The organism is Mesorhizobium sp. M0317 (assembly GCF_040321555.1).
Taxonomy (GTDB): Bacteria; Pseudomonadota; Alphaproteobacteria; order Rhizobiales; family Rhizobiaceae; genus Mesorhizobium.
In genome coordinates, this window is record NZ_JAMYRV010000071.1 from 1 (window position 1) to 19,282 (window position 19,282).

Below are 19,282 nucleotides of genomic sequence, written 5' to 3' on the forward strand. Positions count from 1 at the left end.
TCAGCGACGTCTTGCCATGATCGACGTGGCCAATCGTGCCAATGTTCACATGAGGCTTGTTACGCTCGAATTTACCTTTTGCCATGTGATGTCTCCAATCTGCTCGCCCGTACGGGCCTTGAATTAAGTTACCGATGCAACCCGCTGGGGTTACGCGTATTTCTTCTGGACTTCCTGGGCGACCGCGGTCGGCACAGGCTCATAGTGATCGAACTGCATCGTGTAGGCAGCGCGGCCCTGGCTCATCGAGCGCAGGTTGTCGACGTACTTGAACATGTTGGCCAGCGGCACCATCGCGTTGATGACGACAGCCACGCCACGCGCTTCCTGGCCCTGGATCTGGCCACGACGGCCGTTCAGGTCGCCGATGACGCTGCCGACATAGTCTTCCGGCGTCACGACTTCGACCTTCATGATCGGCTCGAGCAGTTGCACGCCAAGCTTGGGTGCAGCTTCACGGAAGCAGGCGCGGCCGGCGATTTCGAACGCCAGGACGCTGGAGTCGACATCGTGGTAAGCGCCGTCGATAAGCGTCGCCTTGACGCCGATCATCGGGAAGCCCGCGAACGGACCCGACGACATGACGCTGTTGATGCCCTTTTCGACACCCGGGATGTATTCCTTGGGAACCGCACCGCCGACGATCTTGGTCTCGAATTCGAACTCCGAGCTTTCCGGGTTCGGTTCGAACACGATCTTGACGCGAGCGAACTGACCGGTACCGCCGGTCTGCTTCTTGTGGGTGTAGTCCTGCTCGTGCCTGCGGGTGATGGTCTCGCGGTAAGCCACCTGCGGCGCGCCGACATTGGCCTCGACCTTGAACTCGCGGCGCATGCGGTCGACGATGATGTCGAGGTGAAGTTCGCCCATGCCCGAAATGATGGTCTGGCCGCTTTCCTCGTCGGTCTTGACGCGGAATGACGGATCCTCGGCGGCCAGGCGGTGAAGGGCGAGGCCCATCTTTTCCTGGTCGTTCTTGGTCTTCGGCTCGATGGCGATCTGGATGACCGGATCGGGGAATTCCATGCGCTCGAGGATGACCGGGTGCAGCGGATCGCTGAGCGTATCGCCGGTGGTCGTGTCCTTGAGGCCGGCCAGAGCAACGATGTCGCCGGCAAAGGCTTCTTCGACGTCGGCGCGCGAATTCGCATGCATCTGCAGCATGCGGCCGATGCGCTCTTTCTTGCCCTTGACGGTGTTATCGACCGAGATGCCCTTGGTCAGTTTGCCCGAATAGATGCGGGCAAAGGTCAGCGAACCGACGAACGGGTCGTTCATAATCTTGAAGGCCAGCATCGACAGCGGCTCGTTGTCGTCGGCATGACGCTCGATCTCGGCATCGGTCTTGGCGTCGACGCCCTTGATGGCGGGAACATCGGCCGGCGACGGCAGGTATTCGACGACGGCGTCGAGCAGCGGCTGCACGCCCTTGTTCTTGAAGGCCGAGCCACAGAACATCGGGTAGAACTTGACCGCGATGGTGCCCTTGCGGATCAGCGCGCGGATCTCGTCATTCGACGGCATCTTGCCTTCGAGGTAATTCTCGAGGGCCGTCTCGTCCATTTCGACGGCGGCTTCGATCATCTTCTCGCGGTATTCTTCGGCCCGGGCCTGAAGGTCGGCAGGGATCTCGACGACGTCCCAGGCAGCGCCCAACGTCTCGTCGCGCCAGACCAGCGCGTTCATCTCGACGAGATCGACGACACCCTTGAACTCGGTCTCGGCGCCGATCGGCAGCTGCATGACGACGGCATGCGCACCAAGACGCGAGCCGATCATCTCGACCGAGCGGTAGAAGTCGGCGCCGATCTTGTCCATCTTGTTGCAGAAGATCATGCGCGGAACTTTATACTTGTCGGCCTGGCGCCAGACAGTCTCGGTCTGCGGCTCGACACCGGCATTGGCATCGAGCAGCGCAATGGCGCCGTCGAGCACGCGCAGCGAACGCTCGACTTCGATGGTGAAGTCGACGTGTCCGGGAGTGTCGATGATGTTGAAGCGGTACATCTTGCCGCTGCGACCCTTCCAGAAGGTCGTGGTGGCGGCGGACGTGATGGTGATGCCGCGCTCCTGCTCCTGCTCCATCCAATCCATGGTGGCAGCGCCGTCGTGGACTTCGCCGATCTTGTGCGACTTGCCCGTGTAATAGAGGACGCGCTCGGTGGTCGTCGTCTTGCCGGCGTCAATATGCGCCATGATACCGAAATTGCGGTAGTCTTCGATTTTGTATTCGCGGGCCATCGTGGATGCCTTCTCAGTCTCGTTCGCGCTTTACCAGCGGTAGTGCGCGAAAGCGCGGTTGGCTTCTGCCATCTTGTGGGTGTCTTCACGCTTCTTCACGGCGGTGCCGCGGTTATTAGCCGCGTCCATCAGCTCTCCGGAGAGGCGGTCGACCATGGTGGTCTCGTTGCGGTTGCGGGCCGCGGCGATCAGCCAGCGGATCGCCAGGGCCTGGCGGCGCTCGGGGCGCACATCGACCGGAACCTGGTAGGTGGCGCCGCCGACGCGGCGCGACCGGACTTCCACATGCGGCGCGACATTGTCGAGCGCCTGATGGAAGACGGTGACCGGCTCCTGCTTGGTCTTCGACTGAACCTGGTCGAGCGCACCGTAGACGATGGTCTCGGCAACCGACTTCTTGCCGTCATACATGACGGCGTTCATGAACTTGGTGACGATCAGATCGCCGAACTTCGGGTCCGGATTGATCTCACGCTTTTCTGCACTGTGACGACGCGACATGGCTTTTGTCTCTCAATCTCGTAGCCCGACGCATTCAAGCAGCGCCAGGGCCGGAAAATCTTACTTCGGACGCTTGGCGCCGTACTTCGAACGGCGCTGCTTGCGGTTCTTCACGCCCTGCGTGTCGAGCACGCCGCGGATGATGTGGTAGCGCACGCCCGGAAGATCCTTGACGCGGCCGCCGCGGATCATGACCACGGAGTGTTCCTGAAGGTTGTGGCCTTCGCCGGGGATGTAGCCGATCACTTCAAAGCCGTTGGTCAGGCGGATCTTGGCCACCTTGCGCAGTGCCGAGTTCGGCTTCTTCGGCGTCGTTGTATAGACGCGCGTGCAGACGCCCCGCTTCTGCGGGTTCTGCTGCATGGCCGGGACCTTGTTGCGCTTCACTGGCGCAATGCGCGGCTTGCGGATCAGCTGGTTGACGGTAGGCATTAAACCCTCTTGTCTCTCAATTCCGTGTCTCGCCCGGTCAGGGCCGCTCAAAGCGCCAATTCCATACGCAAATTCGGGCCATAAACCGCGCCTCGCGGTCCTGCCCGAACAAAATGCAGAGGAAGCGGGAACCGCTTCATGCGCGCCGGAAATGTCTTTTCGCTCGTAAAACGAACCCTGTTTGAGGCAAACTCCAAGGCGTGTCGCTTCGGAAGGGAGAGCCTCACATCGGTTCTGACTGGGCGGCTTCTACTCGCAAGACCGTGAACCGTCAACCCCGGCACGCCAAATATTGCGCGCTGACGACGGCTTGGCAGCCATGTGAAAGACGCATGTAAATTTTCTTTCTTCATTTTGCAAGGCAGAGGAAGAAAGTGACCCGCGCAGACAAGAAAAGTGACCGGCTTTTGGCTGTCATGCGCGGGTTCTTCATGGCAAAAGGCGCCATGGACAGCGCAAATCCCCTCGCCCGCACCCGTCTCAAAAGGAATCAGCCCGTGAACGACAATGAGGAGCGCCCGGTCACCATCGTCACCGGCCGGGTCTGGAAAAAAAAGGGCGGCAAGCCGGAAGGCGTCCATGTGATGCTGGTTGCGCCCGACGACGATTCGGCCGTGCGCCGGGCGCTCGAATCGCTCGCCGCCGAAGGCTATGCCGAAGCTGAGCTCGACCAGATCGGCGATATCGAGGGCGTACCCGACGAGGAGCCGCATCTGTCGGCCTTCCAGGGCGCGCTCGAAGGCGAAGTGTCGATCGTTACGTTCGAGGTTCCGCTCTGAGCGTCGCCGGCTGCTTGCGCCTGTCACCGCGCCGGCTTGCCCGGCACCGGTTCTCTGCTAAGAACCGCGCGACTTACCAGCCAAATTCGAATCCGCGGAGTTCCCATGCCCTCGAACAATGGTCCCATCAAGCTCGGCATCGTCGGCGTCGGCAAGATCGTGCGCGACCAGCATCTGCCGGCAGTGGCCAAGGATGCGGACTACCGCCTCATCGCCGCCGCCAGCCGGCACGGCAAGGTGGACGGCATCCCGAATTTTCCGACCATCGAGGCGATGCTCGACGCGGTGCCGGAACTCGAGGCCGTGTCGCTGTGCATGCCGCCGCAGTTCCGGTACGACGCGGCACGCACCGCGCTGATGGCGAAGAAGCATGTTTTCCTGGAGAAGCCGCCGGGCGCCACGGTCAGTGAGGTCGAGGACCTGAAGCGGCTGGCGGCAGCCAATGGCGTTTCACTGTTCGCCAGCTGGCATTCGCGCTACGCGCCGGCAGTGGAGGCCGCGCGCGCCTTCCTGGCGTCGGCCAAGGTCAACTCGGCTGCCATCGTCTGGAAGGAAGATGTCCGCCGCTGGCATCCGAACCAGGATTGGATCTGGGCGCCGGGCGGTTTCGGCGTCTTCGATCCCGGCATAAACGCACTGTCGATCGCAACCCACATCCTGCCGGCGATGTTCATCACCTCGGCCGTCCTCGACTTCCCGGAAAACCGCGCCTCGCCTGTGGCGGCCCACGTGACCTTCCGTACCTCGGATGGGTTGCCGGTGACCATGGAGCTCGACTGGCTGCAGACGGGACCACAGAGCTGGGACATCCTGGCCGACACCGACAAGGGCAAGATGGTGCTGTCCGGCGGCGGCACCAGGCTCGCCATCGACGGCAAGGTGGTTCACGACGAGCCGGAGGCCGAATATCCCCAGCTTTACCGGCGCTTCGCTGAAATCGTACGCGACGGCGTCTCCGATGTCGATTTGGCACCCCTGCAGCACGTGGCCGACGCCTTCATGCTCGGCAAGCGCAATGTGGTGGAAGCGTTCTTCGATTGAACGATGAGTTCTGCCGCACCGCAGTCCGGACACTCACCATGCAGCCTTACTCGACGATCGCAATCGCAAAGCCGTCATAGCCTTTGGCGCCGACGGTCTGGATTGCGGTGCCGTCCAGGCGCTTGTCGCCGCCGATGAAGGAAAACGCACCGCGTGCGCCTTCGACATAGGCGTCACGGCCATCGTCGTTGAGCACGGTGCCGTCGCGGATGACGTTGTCGCAGATGATGACCGTCCCCGGCCGCGACAGGCGCATGGCCCATGACAGATAATTCGGATTGTTCGGCTTGTCGGCGTCGATGAAGATCAGATCGAACGGACCGGCATTTTCGACAGCCAGCGTCTCAAGCGACTGAAGCGCGGGGCCGATCCTGAGCTCGACCTTGTCCGACACCCCTGCCCGCTCGAGATTCGAGTGCGCGACTTTTGCATGATGCGGCTCGAGTTCGAGCGTCACGATCTTGCCGCCGACGGGCAATCCCCTTGCCATCCAGATGGTCGAGTAGCCGCCAAGCGTGCCGATCTCCAGCACCTTCCTGGCGCCGCTGATGCGGACCAGCAGCGACAGCAGCTTGCCCTGCGCCGGCGATACGTCGATGGCCGGCAGGCCCTGGTCGCGGTTGGCCGCAAGCACCGCGTCAAGGACGGGATCCGCCTCGAAGAGAGAGGAAACGATGTAGTCGTCGACGTCAGTCCAAACCTTCTTGCTCATGTTTTCCTCGATTCGATTAGGGGTCAAAACGCGAAAAGGGGCCACTGGGGCCCCCTTCCTTCTTCTCGTCCTACCGCGCTTACTGCGCGGCGTTGACCATGTCGGTCAGCATCGGCTCGGCGACCTCGACACCGGAGGCCTTGCGGCGCTCGTCGATGATCAGTTCGTCGCGCGAGGTGGCGATGCGCCGGATCTGGCTCATCGTGCCGCCGGTACCGGCCGGGATCAGCCGGCCGACGATGACGTTTTCCTTCAGGCCCTGCAGCATGTCGGTCTTGCCGGCAACCGCAGCTTCGGTCAGCACCCTGGTCGTCTCCTGGAAGGAGGCGGCCGAGATGAAGGAAGGCGTCTGCAGCGAGGCCTTGGTTATGCCCAGCAGCACCGGCTGGCCTTCGGCCGGCTTCTTGCCGTCCTCGACCAGGCGCTCGTTGACCTCTTCCAGTTCTATCACATCGACGTGGTCGCCCGGAATGTAGGTCGAGTCGCCCTGCACCGTGATCTCGACCTTCTGCAGCATCTGGCGAACGATCACCTCGATGTGCTTGTCGTTGATCGACACGCCCTGCAGACGGTAGACTTCCTGGATTTCGTTCACGAGGTAGGAAGCAAGTGCTTCCACGCCCTTGATCGCCAGGATGTCGTGCGGCGCCGGATTGCCGTCGAGGATGTAGTCGCCCTTCTCGATGACGTCGCCGTCCTGGAGATGGAACGGCTTGCCCTTCGGGATCAGGTATTCGACCGGCTCAAGCGTCGAGTCATGCGGCTCGATGATGATGCGGCGCTTGTTCTTGTAGTCGCGGCCGAAGCGGATCGTGCCATCGATCTCGGCGATGATGGCGTGATCCTTCGGACGACGTGCCTCGAACAGTTCGGCAACACGCGGCAGACCGCCGGTAATGTCCTTGGTCTTGGCGCTTTCCATTGGGATACGCGCCAAAACGTCGCCGGGACGAACCTGCGAACCCGGCTCGACCGAAAGAATGGCCTCTACCGAGAGCAGGAAGCGGGCGTCGCCGCCCTTCGACAGCTTGCCGACCTTGCCCTTGGGGTCAAGGATGGCGATCGCCGGCTTGAGGTCGTTGCCGCGTGGCGTCGAGCGCCAGTCGATGACCTCGCGCTTGGTGATGCCGGTCGATTCGTCGGCCGTTTCCTGAACGGAAATGCCGTCGACCAGATCCTCGTACGACACCTTGCCCTCGATTTCGGTGAGGACAGGGCGGGTATAGGGATCCCATTCGGCGATACGCTGGCCGCGCTTCACCTTGTCGCCATCGTCCACGAAGATGCGCGAACCATAGGTAAGGCGATGCGAGGCACGCTCCTTGCCGGCTTCGTCGAGGATCAGCACCGCCATGTTGCGGCCCATGACCATCTGCTGGCCGTCCGAGTTGCGCACCACGTTGCGGTTGCGGATCTCGACCTTGCCCTCATACGAGGCTTCAAGGAACGAGCTGTCCACCACCTGCGCCGTACCGCCCATGTGGAAGGTACGCATGGTGAGCTGGGTGCCCGGCTCGCCGATCGACTGCGCCGCGATGACGCCGACGGCTTCGCCCTGGTTGACCGGGGTGCCGCGGGCAAGATCGCGTCCGTAGCAGACCGCACAGACGCCGATCCTGACCTCGCAGGTCAGTGCCGAGCGAATGCGGACCGACTGCACGCCGGCCTTTTCGATCTTTTCCACGTCACGTTCGTCCATCAGCGTTCCGGCCTTGACCAGAACCTCACCCGAAACCGGATGCGTGATGTCGTCGAGCGAGGTGCGGCCCAGCACGCGCTGGCCGACCGAAGCGACGACCTGACCGGCATCGACGATCGGCTGCATGGTGAGGCCCTTGTCGGTGCCGCAATCCACGGAGTTGACGATGCAGTCCTGCGCCACGTCGACCAGACGACGGGTGAGGTAACCCGAGTTCGCCGTCTTCAAGGCGGTGTCGGCCAGACCCTTGCGGGCGCCGTGGGTCGAGTTGAAGTACTCGAGCACGGTCAGGCCTTCCTTGAAGTTCGAGATGATCGGCGTCTCGATGATTTCACCCGAGGGCTTTGCCATCAGGCCGCGCATGCCGGCGAGCTGACGCATCTGGGTGGGCGAACCACGCGCACCCGAATGCGACATCATGTAGATCGAGTTCATCGGCTTTTGACGGCCACTGTCCTCGAACTCGACGGCCTTGATGCGGGCCATCATCTCGTCGGCGACCTTTTCCGAGCACTTGGCCCAGGCGTCGACGACCTTGTTGTACTTCTCGCCCTGAGTGATCAGGCCGTCATTGTACTGCTGCTCGTATTCCTTGGCCAAAGCTTCGGTGTCGGAAACCAGCTTGATCTTGGCGTCCGGGATCAGCATGTCGTCCTTGCCGAACGAAATGCCGGCGCGGCAGGCGTGGCTGAAGCCGAGGGCCATGATGCGGTCGCAGAAAATGACCGTCTCCTTCTGACCGCAGTGGCGGTAGACGGTGTCGATCATCTTGGAGATGTTCTTCTTGGTCATCTCCTGGTTGGCGGTCTCGTAAGGCACGTTGACGTTCTTCGGCAGCAGTTCGCCGATGATCATGCGGCCAGGCGTGGTGTCGTAGATTTTCGACACGACCTTGCCTTCGGCGTCGACCGTGCGGAAGCGACCCTTGATCTTGGAGTGCAGCGTCACCGCCTTGGTCTCGAGCGCGTGCTGGAGTTCGCCCATGTCGGCAAACACCATGCCTTCGCCCGGCTCGTTCTGATTGACGATCGAGAGATAGTAGAGACCCAGGACCATGTCCTGCGAAGGCACGATGATCGGCGCGCCGGAAGCCGGGTGCAGGATGTTGTTGGTCGACATCATCAGCACGCGGGCTTCAAGCTGCGCTTCCAACGACAGCGGCACGTGAACGGCCATCTGGTCGCCGTCGAAGTCGGCGTTGAAGGCCGTGCAGACCAGCGGATGCAGCTGGATCGCCTTGCCTTCGATCAGGATCGGCTCGAACGCCTGGATGCCGAGGCGGTGCAGCGTCGGCGCACGGTTCAGCAGCACCGGATGCTCGCGAATGACCTCGTCGAGGATATCCCAGACTTCCGGACGCTCCTTCTCGACCAGCTTCTTGGCCTGCTTGACGGTCGAGGAGAACCCCTTGGCGTCGAGGCGGGCGTAGATGAACGGCTTGAACAGTTCGAGCGCCATCTTCTTCGGCAGGCCGCACTGGTGCAGCTTGAGCTCCGGACCGGTGACGATGACCGAACGGCCCGAATAGTCGACGCGCTTGCCGAGCAGGTTCTGGCGGAACCGGCCCTGCTTGCCCTTCAACATGTCGGACAGCGACTTCAGCGGACGCTTGTTGGCGCCGGTGATGACGCGGCCGCGACGGCCGTTGTCGAACAGCGCATCGACGGCTTCCTGCAGCATGCGCTTTTCATTGCGCACGATGATGCCGGGGGCGCGCAGCTCGATCAGCCGCTTTAGACGGTTGTTGCGGTTGATGACGCGGCGATAGAGATCGTTCAGGTCGGACGTCGCGAAACGTCCACCATCCAGAGGAACCAGCGGGCGCAGGTCCGGCGGGATCACCGGAACCACCTTCATGATCATCCATTCCGGACGGTTGCCGGACTCCATGAAGTTCTCGACGACCTTGAGTCGCTTCAGATACTTCTTCTGCTTCAGCTCGGACGTGGTCGAAGCCAGTTCCGAACGCAGGTCGCCGGCGATCTTCTCCAGGTCCATGCCGGCCAGAAGGTCATGAATGGCCTCGGCGCCGATCATGGCGGTGAACGAATCCTCGCCATATTCGTCGACGGCGATCATGTACTCTTCCTCGCTGAGCAGTTGGTGCTCCTTCAGCGCGGTGAGGCCAGGCTCGGTGACGATGTAGTTCTCGAAGTAGAGGACGCGCTCGATGTCCTTCAGCGTCATGTCGAGCAGTGTGCCGATGCGCGACGGCAGCGACTTCAGGAACCAGATGTGAGCGACAGGTGCCGCCAGCTCGATGTGGCCCATGCGTTCGCGGCGAACGCGCGACAGCGTGACTTCGACGCCGCACTTTTCGCAGATGACGCCCTTGTACTTCATGCGCTTGTACTTGCCGCACAGGCATTCATAGTCCTTGATCGGGCCAAAAATGCGCGCGCAGAACAGACCGTCACGCTCCGGCTTGAAGGTGCGGTAGTTGATGGTCTCCGGCTTCTTGATCTCGCCGAACGACCAGGACAGAATCTTCTCAGGGCTGGCGAGCGATATCCGGATGGAATCGAACACCTGCGCCGGCGCCTGCGGATTGAAGAGATTCATGACCTCTTGGTTCATGCCGTTCTCCTTTTCGGGGTCCTCGAAAACCCCTTGCATCTAACGCGGGCCAAATGCCCGCTGAGTGGTCGGCCCACTGGCCGTAGAATTTGGTGCATCCGGTCGCGGCGTTCCGCGACCGGATGTCTTGCTTACTCGGCCGCGCCCCTATTCGGCAGCATCTGGCAGCCGGACAGGGTTGTCGTCGAGCTTGGTGTTCTCCAGCTCGACATTGAGGCCGAGAGACCGCATTTCCTTGACGAGCACGTTGAAGCTCTCGGGAATGCCGGCCTCGAACGTGTCGTCGCCGCGCACGATCGCCTCGTAGACCTTGGTGCGGCCGGCGACGTCGTCCGACTTCACCGTCAGCATTTCCTGCAGCGTGTAGGCGGCGCCATAGGCTTCCAGCGCCCAGACCTCCATTTCGCCGAAGCGCTGGCCACCGAACTGCGCCTTGCCGCCCAGCGGCTGCTGGGTAACGAGCGAGTAGGGACCGATCGAACGCGCGTGGATCTTGTCGTCCACCAGGTGGTGAAGCTTGAGCATATAGATATAGCCCATCGTCACCTTGCGATCGAACGGCTCGCCTGTGCGTCCGTCATAGAGCTGCGACTGACCGCTGGTGTGCAGGCCCGCCTGCTCCAGCATGATGTTGATGTCGACTTCATGCGCGCCGTCGAACACCGGTGTCGCGATGGAGACGCCGCGGCGCATCTGCTCGCTCAGGCGAACGATGCTCTCGTCGTCATATTCGCGGACCGGCTCGTTGCGGTCGTTGGCCGGGATGAAGCTCTCGAGCGTCTTGCGCAACGGCTTGATGTCTCCAGCCGTCTTGTACGCGTCGATCAGCTCGCCGATCTTCTTGCCCATGCCCGCGCATGCCCAGCCCAGATGGGTTTCCAGGATCTGGCCGACATTCATGCGGCTCGGCACACCCAGCGGGTTGAGCACGATATCGGCATGCGTGCCGTCCTCGAGGAAAGGCATGTCCTCGACCGGAACGATCCGCGACACGACACCCTTGTTGCCGTGACGTCCGGCCATCTTGTCGCCCGGCTGCATCTTGCGCTTCACGGCCACGAAGACCTTGACCATCTTCATGACGCCCGGAGGCATTTCGTCGCCGCGCTGGACCTTCTCGACCTTGTCCATGAAGCGCTGCTCGAGCGCCTTCTTGGAATCGTCGTACTGGCCACGCAGGGCTTCCAGTTCGCTCTGGAGCTTTTCGTTCTCCACCGCAAACTGCCACCACTGCGAACGCGGATACTCGTCAAGCGTGTCCTTCGACAGTTTCGAGCCCTTCTTGAAGCCCTTCGGCCCGGCAATCGCTTCCTTGCCGACGAGAACGTCGGAAAGGCGCGAATAGACGTTGCGGTCGAGGATCGCCTGCTCGTCGTCGCGGTCCTTGGCGAGGCGTTCGATCTCCTCGCGTTCGATCGCCATGGCGCGCTCGTCCTTCTCGACGCCGTGGCGGTTGAAGACGCGCACTTCGACGACGGTGCCGAAGGTGCCCGGAGGCATGCGCATCGAGGTGTCGCGAACGTCGGACGCCTTTTCACCGAAGATGGCGCGCAGGAGCTTTTCTTCCGGCGTCATCGGGCTTTCGCCCTTCGGCGTGATCTTGCCGACCAGGATGTCGCCCGGCTGCACTTCCGCGCCGATATAGACGATGCCGGCTTCGTCGAGGTTCTTCAGCGCTTCTTCCGAAACGTTCGGAATGTCGCGTGTGATTTCCTCCGGTCCAAGCTTGGTGTCGCGGGCCATGACCTCGAATTCCTCGATGTGGATCGAGGTGAAGACGTCGTCGGCCACGATGCGCTCGGAGAGCAGGATCGAGTCCTCGTAGTTGTAGCCGTTCCACGGCATGAACGCGACCAGCACGTTGCGGCCGAGCGCCAGATCGCCGAGCTCGGTCGACGGACCGTCGGCGATGATGTCGCCCTTGTTGACGCGGTCGCCCATGCGCACCAGCGGACGCTGGTTGATGCAGGTGTTCTGGTTCGAACGCTGGAACTTCATCAGCCGGTAGATGTCGACGCCCGACTTGCCGGGATCGAGATCTTCCGTGGCGCGGATGACGATACGCGTCGCGTCCACCTGGTCGACGATGCCGCCGCGGCGGGCGCCGATGGCGGCGCCCGAGTCACGGGCAACGATCGGCTCCATGCCGGTGCCTACGAACGGCGCTTCGGCGCGCACCAGCGGCACGGCCTGACGCTGCATGTTGGAGCCCATCAGCGCGCGGTTGGCGTCGTCGTTCTCGAGGAACGGGATCAGCGCCGCGGCCACGGACACCATCTGCTTGGGCGACACGTCCATCAGATCGACGTTTTCGCGCGGCGCCATCATCACTTCGCCGGCGCTGCGGCAAATGACGAATTCGTCGACGAAACCACCATTCTTGTCGAGCTCGGCATTGGCCTGCGCGACGTGGTGCTTGGACTCTTCCATAGCGGAGAGATAGACGACCTCATTGGTCAGCTTGCCGTTGACGATCTTGCGGTACGGGCTTTCGATGAAGCCGTACTTGTTGACGCGCGCGAAGGTCGCAAGCGAGTTGATCAGACCGATGTTCGGGCCTTCCGGCGTCTCGATCGGGCAGATGCGGCCGTAATGCGTCGGGTGCACGTCGCGCACTTCGAAGCCGGCGCGCTCGCGGGTCAGACCGCCCGGGCCAAGTGCCGACAGGCGGCGCTTGTGGGTGATCTCCGACAGCGGGTTGGTCTGATCCATGAACTGCGACAGCTGCGAGGAACCGAAGAACTCGCGCACGGCGGCAGCCGCCGGCTTGGCGTTGATCAGGTCCTGCGGCATCACCGTATCGATCTCGATCGAGGACATACGTTCCTTGATCGCGCGCTCCATGCGCAGCAGGCCGACGCGGTACTGGTTCTCCATCAGCTCGCCGACGGAACGCACGCGGCGGTTGCCGAGATTGTCGATGTCGTCGATCTCGCCCTTGCCGTCGCGTAGTTCGACCAGCGTCTTGACCACCGCCAGGATGTCGTCCTTGCGCAGCACGCGCACGGTGTCCTCAGCCTTGAGCTCGAGGCGCATGTTCATCTTGACGCGGCCGACGGCCGACAGGTCGTAGCGCTCCGAGTCGAAGAACAGCGAGTTGAACATGGCTTCGGCGGTTTCAAGCGTCGGCGGCTCGCCCGGGCGCATGACACGATAGATGTCGAACAGTGCGTCCTGGCGGCTCTCGTTCTTGTCGACGTTGAGCGTATTGCGGATGTAGGCGCCGACATTGACGTGGTCGATGTCGAGAACCTTGATCTCGCTTTCGCCCGTGCCGAGCAGCACCTTCAGCGTCTTTTCGTCGATCTCGTCGCCGGCTTCGAGGAAAATCTCGCCGGTGCCGTAGTTGACGATGTCCTCGGCCAGGTAGTTGCCGAGCAGATCGTCGTCGGTCGCCTTGATCGCCTTCAGACCCTTTTCGCCAAGCGCTCTTGCCTGGCGGGCGGTGATCTTCTTGCCGGCCTCGACGACAACTTCGCCGGTATCGGCATCGACGAGGTCGCCAACGGCCTTCAGGCCGCGGAAACGATCGACGTTGAACGGGATGCGCCAGTGGTCACCGGCGCGCTTGTAGGTGATCTTGTTGTAGAAGGTCGACAGGATTTCTTCGCCGTCCATGCCGAGCGCCATCAAGAGCGACGTCACCGGAATCTTGCGGCGGCGGTCGATGCGGGCGTGCACGACGTCCTTGGAATCGAACTCGATGTCGAGCCACGAACCGCGATAGGGAATGACGCGCGCCGCAAACAAAAGCTTGCCCGAGGAGTGCGACTTGCCCTTGTCATGGTCGAAGAAGACGCCCGGCGAACGGTGCATCTGCGAGACGATGACGCGCTCCGTGCCATTGACGATGAAGGTGCCGTTGAGCGTCATGAGCGGCATGTCGCCCATATAGACGTCCTGCTCCTTGATGTCCTTGATCGACTTTGCGCCGGTATCCTCGTCGATATCGAACACGATGAGGCGCAGCGTCACCTTGAGTGGCGCGGCATAGGTCAGGTCGCGCTGACGGCATTCGTCAACGTCGAATTTCGGTCCTTCGAACTCGTACTTCACGAACTCCAGCATCGAGGAGCCGGAGAAATCGGAGATCGGGAAAACCGACTTGAAAACGGCCTGCAGTCCCTCGTCCGGACGCCCACCCTTGGGCTCCGCCACCATCAGGAACTGGTCATAGGATGCTTTTTGAACCTCGATCAGGTTCGGCATCTCCGCAACTTCCGGAATCTTTCCGAAGAACTTGCGTACGCGTCTGCGGCCATTGAAAGTCTGGGTCTGGGCCATCGTCGCTCCTTAGCTATAAACTCGGGGCGAGCCTCGCCGCGGCTCACCTTGCATGCGCGGCCACCTCGGCGGCGGCCCCTGATCTGTTTCCCGCCGCCTGGCGGCGACGGCTAAAACGGGAGAAAACCCGTTTCCTGAAGGCCGGTTTCGGCCCTCAGGAAAGAGGTTCTCGTACATCTCGCGCTACGCATCCTCCCCTCTGGTGAAGGGAGTGGCGGACGGCGCGAGGCCGCCCGCCGCTTTTACGCTTACTTCAGGTCGACCTTGGCGCCGGCTGCTTCCAGCTGGGCCTTGAACTTCTCAGCGTCAGCCTTGGAAACGGCTTCCTTGACCGGCTTCGGAGCTGCTTCGACCAGATCCTTGGCTTCCTTGAGGCCCAGGCCGGTGATGGCGCGGACTTCCTTGATGACGTTGATCTTCTGAGCGCCTGCCTCGGTGAGGACGACGTCGAATTCCGTCTTTTCCTCAGCCGGAGCAGCAGCAGCGGCAGCGCCGCCGGCAGCGGCAACCGCCACCGGAGCAGCAGCCGAAACGCCCCACTTTTCTTCCAGAAGCTTCGACAGTTCGGCCGCCTCGAGGACGGTCAGCTTCGAAAGGTCGTCTACGATCTTTGCCAGATCAGCCATTGTTGTATTCCTTCATCAGGTTCGAACGTGTGTTTGTGATAGCGAGGAACGGCCTCATGCCGCCTCGTCCTTCCGGGCGTAAGCGCCGATGACGCGCGCGACCGAAGCCGCTGGCGCATTGACGATCTGGGCGATCCGGGTTGCCGGCGTGGCGATCATGCCAACCAGCCTGGCGCGCAGCTCATCGAGCGACGGAAGTGTGGCGAGTGCCTTCACACCGTCGGCGTTGAGCGAGGTGGTGCCCATTGCGCCGCCGAGAATGACCAACTTGTCATTTCCCTTGGCGAAATCGGACGCGACCTTCGGCGCCGCAATCGGATCCTCCGAATAAGCGATCAGCGTCTGTCCCTTGAACAGGTCGATGATCGATGCGGAGTCCGTGCCCTGAAGAGCGATTTTGGCGAGACGGTTCTTCGCGACTTTGACGGTGCCACCGGCAGCGCGCATTTTCGACCGAAGGTCGTTCATTTGCGCGACGGTGATACCGGCGTAGTGGGCCACGACGACTGAACCAGCGCCTGCAAAAGCACCATTCAGGCCCGTGACGAGTTCGCGTTTTTCCGCTCTGTCCACTGCCTATCTCCAGTTGACCCCTGCCCCGCTAGTGGGACAGGCGTCGGGTTGCCTTTTTGCCGGCCGGGCCATCCATTACAGATCTCCCGAACGACGCTCGAGGATCCTGCCCCCTTTCGCCACATCGACGGCAAGCCGGAGATGCGCAGACAAAAGGCAAACACGGTTCGAACCTTTCATTGGAGCTTGTCGCTCCGTTGTCCGGTTTTCACCCGTCTCATGCAGGCCCAATTCAATTAAGGCTTCTGGGCCGCCTGCAATCTCGGACAGGATGTCCGGAAGCCTCTCGACTTCCGGTACCGGGCCGCCGACAAGTCGGAGGCCCGGAATTCACTTGCGGATCAGCGCCTTGGCAGCCGATCCAGATGTTCGTATCAAGACGCTGCGAGCGTCGAGACGTCGAGCTTGAGGCCCGGGCCCATCGTCGAGGTGACCGACACCTTCTTGACGTAGTTGCCCTTGGCGCCAGCCGGCTTTGCCTTGGTCACGGCATCGGCGAAGGCGCGGACGTTTTCTTCCAGCGCCTTGACGTCGAACGAGACCTTGCCGACGCCGGCATGAACGATGCCGGCCTTCTCGACGCGGAACTCGACAGCGCCGCCCTTCGATGCCTTGACGGCGGCGGCGACGTCGGTGGTGACGGTGCCGACCTTCGGGTTCGGCATCATGCCGCGCGGGCCCAGCACCTTGCCCAGACGGCCGACCAGCGGCATCATGTCCGGCGTGGCGATGCAGCGATCGAAGTCGATCGTGCCCTTCTGGACGATGTCGACCAGATCCTCGGCACCGACGATGTCGGCGCCGGCGGCGCGAGCCTCATCGGCCTTGCCGCCACGTGCGAACACGGCGACGCGGACAGAGCGGCCGGTGCCGTTCGGCAGGTTGACCACGCCGCGGACCATCTGGTCGGCATGGCGCGGGTCGACGCCGAGGTTCATCGCAACTTCGATGGTCTCGTCGAACTTCACCGTCGAACGGTCCTTGAGCAGCTTCAGCGCCTCACCAAGGGCATAGGCCTTGTTGGGGTCGATGCCGTCGCGGGACTTCGATACACGCTTTGCAATCTTTGCCATGATCTCAGCCCACCACTTCCAGACCCATCGAGCGGGCGGAGCCCTCGACCATGCGCATGGCCGCCTCGACGTCGTTTGCGTTCAGATCCTTCATCTTCTGTTCGGCGATGGCGCGCACCTTGTCGCGGCCGATCGTGCCGGCCTTGATCTTGCCCGGCTCTTTCGAACCCGAAGTCAAGTTCGCCGCCTTTTTCAGGAAGTAGCTCACCGGCGGCGTCTTCATGACGAAGGTGAAGGACTTGTCCTGGTAATAGGTGATGACGACCGGGATCGGCGATCCCTTTTCCATTTCCTGGGTCTGCGCGTTGAACGCCTTGCAGAATTCCATGATGTTGATGCCGCGCTGACCAAGTGCCGGGCCGATCGGCGGAGACGGCGTAGCCGATCCCGCTTTGACCTGGAGCTTGAGCTGGCCTGCAATTTTCTTAGCCATCTCTTTCCTGCCTTTATCTCATGCCGGCCCCAGTATCGGGAACACCGGCGGTTGCAGTCTGGTGGTGCGGTCCGCGCGGCCGGCTAAAGCCGCATTCGCCTCCCACCCGTTCATGGCCGCGCGCTTTCCGCGCCGCCTCCCCTTGCCGGCGAACCGGCGCAGGGTTTTCGGATCAGCCCTTTTCGACCTGTCCGAATTCCAGATCGACCGGCACGGCGCGCCCGAAGATCGAAACTTCCACCTTGAGCCGCGCCCGCTCCTCGTCCACTTCCTGGACGAAACCGTTGAACGAGGCGAACGGACCATCCGAAACGCGGATCGCCTCGCCGATCTCGAAAGTGACCGAGGGCTTCGGCCGCTCGACGCCTTCCTGAACCTGGTTCAGGATGCGCTGCGCCTCGGCTTCGGTGATCGGCACCGGCTTGGAGTCACCGAGGAAGCCGGTGACCTTCGGCGTGTTCTTGACCAGCGAGAACACCGCATCGGTCAGATTGGCCTTGAGCAGCACATAGCCCGGAAAGAACTTGCGCTCGGCATCGACCTTGCGGCCGCGGCGGATTTCGACGACCTTCTCGGTCGGCACCACGATCTGCTCGATATCGGCGGACAGGCCCTTCTGCTTGGCCTTGTTCTCAATGTCCTCGGCGACCTTCTTTTCGAAGTTCGAATAGGCGTGGACGATGTACCAGCGCGCGGTCATTTCAAGACTTCTCCGTAATCGCCGGACTTAATGGCCGAGGCTCAGTAACCGCTCGATCGCGTAGCCCATGGCCACGTCGGCGGTGAAGAAAAAGATCATCGCGATGACCGCGAATACGAGCACCATCACCGTCGAGATCATCGTCTCCCGGCGCGACGGCCAAGTCACCTTGGCAGTTTCCGCGCGGACCTGCTGGAGAAAGACGAAAGGATTTGTGGTTTTCGAAGCCATATGCCGCTCTGTCTTCAAGACCCGTTGGCCGGGTCTCCTGGATGATCCCGCTGGCCGGGACGTGCCGCCTGGGTTCAAGTCGGCGCCGAATCAGCGCCATTTCGCCCATGCAAATCGGACGCGTAAAGCCGGCTTCCCAGCTCCACGCGTCGCGTGTCTGTTGTGTCTACATAAAACCGATTCTTGATCCACGCAAGTGGCAAGTGTCCGCTTTATGGCCAAACGCCGCCTCGGAACCATCCAGTCGTCCCGTCCCGGCTATCGGGGCCTTATGCCTCAGTTCGCCCAATATGGCAAGCCACCTGCCGTTTTTCAATGCCAGACCCCAATTCCTGAGGATGCATCCGGAAGATCAGGCACGTGATTACAAGTTCGAGGAAATGGCGTTGAGGTCGAACCTGCGACCTGCTGTGTTGGAAAGCAAATGAAGCACCCAAGGTTGGAATCCATCTGCCCCTGGCGAGGCAGCTGGATCAACCCAGGGTTAGTTCAGGCACAGGCGAGTTCGACCCCGGCCACTGCGCCGATTCCGCGTGGTGGGCGTGGGCGCGGCGCGATCACTGCCGGGCACGGGGGCGGGTCGTCGTCATCGTCGGGGCCGAAAGAACGGCCACGACACCGCCAAGCTTTGAGAGCGCTGCGGCGCGAGGAGGGTCGCCAAGGCAGCACCCGGCCTGAAGTCGCTTTCCCCAGCGTGGGTTTCTCATCGAGAGCCTTCAACGCCCTCAGAATCTGGTCGACAGGGATTACCGTGCCGTTGTCCAGGCGGCGCAAGGCAGGCTGGTTTTCCACCGCGCAGGCATCGGACGCCCACGAGGAAAGCAGTGCCCGCTTTTCTCCACGGCTGAGGCGTGGATGGTTGATGACGTCGTCTGGATTGTCGAGCAGGCACAAAGAAGTTTCAATTTTGCCCGAGCGTGCCGCAGAAAGTGTCGGTGTCTCGTAGAAGTTGTCCATCTCCATTCTCCGCAATCTGGGCCTCCCGGCCGAAGCCGGGAGGCGGACCGCAGGGATAACTGAATCGATACGATCAGGCCGCTTTGCGGGTGCGTTCCGTATCCTGGGCGATCTGCTTGCCGCCCACCTGGGCGTCGCCGGCCCCGATGCTGATGCGGCGCGGCTTCAGCTCTTCGGGAATCTCACGGACGATGTCGATGGTCAGGAGACCCTTCTCAAGGTTTGCTGCCTTGATCTTCATGTGGTCGGCAAGCTTGAACGTCTGCCTGAAACTGCGATATGCGATGCCCTGGTGCAGCAGCTGGCGTCCGCTCTGATCATCAGCCTTCTGGCCTACTACGACCAGTTCGGGTCCATGCTGGGTCAGCTCAACCTCATCCTGGCTGAAGCCTGCGATGGCCATCGAGATACGGTAATCGTTCT

The 19,282-nt window shown here is 62.0% G+C and carries 16 protein-coding genes; 2 read left to right on the forward strand and 14 right to left on the reverse strand.

The genetic code is table 11. The features are described from left to right. Window positions 1-150: 150 nt before the first annotated feature. The 3 genes from fusA to rpsL are packed head-to-tail and all read right to left on the reverse strand — an operon-like array spanning window position 151 to window position 3,174. Window positions 151-2,241, reverse strand: coding sequence for an elongation factor G (gene fusA / locus NKI88_RS30570; protein WP_023667430.1), 2,091 nt, complete (start codon window positions 2,239-2,241; stop codon window positions 151-153). A 30-nt stretch (window positions 2,242-2,271) separates the two neighbouring features. Next, window positions 2,272-2,742 carry a 30S ribosomal protein S7 gene (gene rpsG, locus NKI88_RS30575; protein ID WP_008875664.1) on the reverse strand — a complete coding sequence of 157 codons (471 nt, stop codon included), beginning with the start codon at window positions 2,740-2,742 and terminating at the stop codon, window positions 2,272-2,274. 60 nt (window positions 2,743-2,802) lie between these two features. Beyond that, window positions 2,803-3,174 (reverse strand): 30S ribosomal protein S12, encoded by a 372-nt coding sequence (rpsL, locus tag NKI88_RS30580; RefSeq protein ID WP_006333356.1) that lies wholly within the window; start codon window positions 3,172-3,174, stop codon window positions 2,803-2,805. Between the two features lie 497 nt (window positions 3,175-3,671). On the opposite strand from rpsL, the gene NKI88_RS30585 reads away from it, so the two are divergent. Together NKI88_RS30585 and NKI88_RS30590 are read left to right on the forward strand one after the other, a co-directional pair. Next, window positions 3,672-3,953 carry a transcriptional regulator gene (locus NKI88_RS30585; protein WP_352659110.1) on the forward strand — a complete coding sequence of 94 codons (282 nt, stop codon included), beginning with the start codon at window positions 3,672-3,674 and terminating at the stop codon, window positions 3,951-3,953. 105 nt (window positions 3,954-4,058) lie between these two features. Beyond that, entirely contained in the window at window positions 4,059-4,994 is a 936-nt protein-coding gene (locus NKI88_RS30590) for a Gfo/Idh/MocA family protein (RefSeq protein WP_352659112.1), read from the forward strand. A gap of 46 nt (window positions 4,995-5,040) precedes the next feature. On the opposite strand, the gene NKI88_RS30595 is transcribed toward NKI88_RS30590, so the two are convergent. The 11 genes from NKI88_RS30595 to NKI88_RS30645 form a co-directional block, all read right to left on the reverse strand. Beyond that, the gene (locus NKI88_RS30595; protein ID WP_352659114.1) at window positions 5,041-5,706 is read right to left on the reverse strand and encodes an O-methyltransferase; all 666 of its coding nucleotides are present in this window, start codon (window positions 5,704-5,706) and stop codon (window positions 5,041-5,043) included. Window positions 5,707-5,785: 79 nt separating this feature from the next. Beyond that, complete coding sequence (gene rpoC, locus NKI88_RS30600; RefSeq protein WP_023667434.1) at window positions 5,786-9,982, reverse strand: DNA-directed RNA polymerase subunit beta'; 4,197 nt, start codon at window positions 9,980-9,982, stop codon at window positions 5,786-5,788. Between the two features lie 147 nt (window positions 9,983-10,129). After that, window positions 10,130-14,266, reverse strand: a complete 4,137-nt coding sequence (rpoB, locus tag NKI88_RS30605; RefSeq protein WP_352659116.1) for a DNA-directed RNA polymerase subunit beta — start codon at window positions 14,264-14,266, stop codon at window positions 10,130-10,132. 248 nt (window positions 14,267-14,514) lie between these two features. Next, window positions 14,515-14,892: a 50S ribosomal protein L7/L12 gene (gene rplL, locus NKI88_RS30610; RefSeq protein ID WP_023667436.1), complete on the reverse strand. Its 378-nt coding sequence runs from the start codon at window positions 14,890-14,892 to the stop codon at window positions 14,515-14,517. A 54-nt stretch (window positions 14,893-14,946) separates the two neighbouring features. Continuing rightward, on the reverse strand, window positions 14,947-15,465 hold the full coding sequence (rplJ, locus tag NKI88_RS30615) for a 50S ribosomal protein L10 (RefSeq protein ID WP_023667437.1): 519 nt from the start codon (window positions 15,463-15,465) through the stop codon (window positions 14,947-14,949). A gap of 374 nt (window positions 15,466-15,839) precedes the next feature. Beyond that, window positions 15,840-16,538, reverse strand: a complete 699-nt coding sequence (rplA, locus tag NKI88_RS30620) for a 50S ribosomal protein L1 (protein WP_023667438.1) — start codon at window positions 16,536-16,538, stop codon at window positions 15,840-15,842. A gap of 4 nt (window positions 16,539-16,542) precedes the next feature. After that, entirely contained in the window at window positions 16,543-16,971 is a 429-nt protein-coding gene (rplK, locus tag NKI88_RS30625; RefSeq protein ID WP_006333334.1) for a 50S ribosomal protein L11, read from the reverse strand. A 172-nt stretch (window positions 16,972-17,143) separates the two neighbouring features. Further along, the gene (gene nusG / locus NKI88_RS30630; protein WP_006333333.1) at window positions 17,144-17,671 is read right to left on the reverse strand and encodes a transcription termination/antitermination protein NusG; all 528 of its coding nucleotides are present in this window, start codon (window positions 17,669-17,671) and stop codon (window positions 17,144-17,146) included. Window positions 17,672-17,698: 27 nt separating this feature from the next. After that, window positions 17,699-17,902: a preprotein translocase subunit SecE gene (secE, locus tag NKI88_RS30635; RefSeq protein ID WP_023667439.1), complete on the reverse strand. Its 204-nt coding sequence runs from the start codon at window positions 17,900-17,902 to the stop codon at window positions 17,699-17,701. A gap of 489 nt (window positions 17,903-18,391) precedes the next feature. Further along, on the reverse strand, window positions 18,392-18,859 hold the full coding sequence (locus NKI88_RS30640) for a hypothetical protein (RefSeq protein WP_352659118.1): 468 nt from the start codon (window positions 18,857-18,859) through the stop codon (window positions 18,392-18,394). Between the two features lie 73 nt (window positions 18,860-18,932). Then, on the reverse strand, window positions 18,933-19,282 hold a 350-nt coding region (locus NKI88_RS30645), incomplete at its 5' end, for an Hsp20 family protein (RefSeq protein ID WP_352659120.1).